The organism is Mesorhizobium silamurunense (assembly GCF_014843825.1).
Classification (GTDB): domain Bacteria; phylum Pseudomonadota; class Alphaproteobacteria; order Rhizobiales; family Rhizobiaceae; genus Mesorhizobium; species Mesorhizobium silamurunense.
In genome coordinates this window covers 1-1,699 of the sequence record NZ_JHQR01000184.1, presented here as the reverse complement: position 1 = coordinate 1,699, position 1,699 = coordinate 1, and the positions used below count along the sequence as shown (strand labels likewise).

The 1,699-nt window shown below is 62.0% G+C and carries 2 protein-coding genes and 1 pseudogene; all 3 read left to right on the top strand.

The genetic code is table 11. The features are described from left to right. Positions 1-83: 83 nt before the first annotated feature. Positions 84-562: pseudogene (locus DH10_RS20665) on the top strand (transposase); the annotation flags it as partial. Positions 563-628: 66 nt separating this feature from the next. Further along, a complete protein-coding gene (tnpA, locus tag DH10_RS20660) occupies positions 629-1,066 on the top strand; it encodes an IS66-like element accessory protein TnpA (RefSeq protein ID WP_192385274.1) in 438 nt (145 codons plus the stop codon). A 121-nt stretch (positions 1,067-1,187) separates the two neighbouring features. Next, complete coding sequence (locus tag DH10_RS37950) at positions 1,188-1,673, top strand: IS66 family transposase zinc-finger binding domain-containing protein (RefSeq protein ID WP_343221592.1); 486 nt, start codon at positions 1,188-1,190, stop codon at positions 1,671-1,673. The last annotated feature ends 26 nt before the right edge of the window (positions 1,674-1,699 follow it).

The following is a 1,699-nucleotide window of genomic DNA, read 5'->3' as shown; positions in this document are numbered from 1 at the left end:
TCCGGCGAATTCGTTCAGCACAGACGGCCTAGCCACATTTTATGCAGAGGATGGTGTTATGGCGGCCTGAAGCGGCGATCTGGCGCGAGGCCAGTCCCACCGCGGGCGTGATCGACAGCCAGGTCACCGCAAGCCGGAACAAGAGGGTACGACGCCGGCATTCGGCCGCAAGCGCCTCATCGTCGTCGATACGGATGGGCGGCTTTGACGGTCAACCTGACGCCGGCCGATATCTCCGAGAGCGCCGGCGCTCAGGCGATTTTGGATGGTATCCGCGAGCGCTGGCCCTGGGTGAAGCATCTGTTCGCTGATGGCGCCTGCGATCAGCTGAAGCTCATGGACAAGGCCGCCTATCTTGACTTCGTGATAGAGATCATTCGCAGATCAAACGACCAGAAGGGTTTCGAAGTTTTGCCCCGCCGCTGGGTTGTCGAGCGCACCTTCGGCTGGATGACAAGATGGGGTCGCCCCGTGCGCGATTACAAGAAGCGCATCGACGTCTCACGCCATGATCCTTGTCGCTATGGGCGGCAATCTCATCCGCAGAAACGCTCATGCCTGAATTTCAAAAGTAAGCGGTGCGCCAAGGCACCTTGCAAGAGGCCGATGAACATGGAGTTTTCGAGCCATGACATTGGAACATGCACCGGGCGATATGGCCGCCGAGTTAAGCGGCGCCGCAGCGGCCGAAGATCTTACAAACGGGCCCGGGCGCGTGCGGCAACGAAGGCTGTGGAGTTGCACCGAGAAGCGCGCGTTGGTCGACCTGGCGAGCGCGGCGGGGTCGTCGGTGACCGAGGTCGCGGAAGCGTTCGGCGTAGCTCCGTCACAGCTCTATGCGTGGCGCAAGCAGATGGCCGGCGGCGAACTCGATACCGATCAGGCGATGGCGACCTTCGCGCGCATTGACGTGAGCGATCTGCCCGAGGTCGAACGCCCCGTCGCGGATTGCCCGGACCTGGCCGGCAGAATCGTCGTGGCCTTTCCGAACGGCGCGCGATTGCGGATCGACGGGACCGTCGATCCGGCAGCGCTGCGTATCGTCCTGGCGGAGTTGACCAGTTGATCACAGTGGTGCCGACCGAGCAAGATTTGTCGACCGCGTCTGGCCGGCTAAATTCGGTCGTTTCTCATTGATTTTGTCGATTTTGCTTCCGTAGACGAGGTCTTTCGGGTATGTAATTTGGGTGTCGGAACAAGCTCCCTCAATCGCTGATTTCCTCGCCCGGATCGCCACTCTGGAGGCGGCCGTCTCCGCCCGTGACACCACCATCGCCGAACGCGATGAGCAGCTGCGAAGAGAGCGCGCCGAGGCCGCGCTTCGCATTCATCGCCTGCAGCTGCGGATCGATCGCTTCAACCGCAAGGCCTTCGGCCGCTCGTCCGAGAAGCTGGGCCAGATGCGGCTCGAACTCGAAGATCTCGAGACAGATTTCGCCACCAACGTGCCCGATCTCGAACTGCCCATCGTCGCTGACACCGACAAGGTCCGAGTGTTGCCAGTGCGCAAGCTCAACCCGAACCTGCCGCGCAAGCGCATCGTTCGCGAGCCGTCTTGCGCATGCTGCCCGGGCTGCGGCGGCGATCTGCGCGCCATGGGCCACGATAGCGAGGAGATGCTCGATCTGGTCGCCCAGGCCTGGCAGGTGATCGAGACCATTCGACCCAAGTAGTCCGCCCTGAACAACGGTTAAGCGAT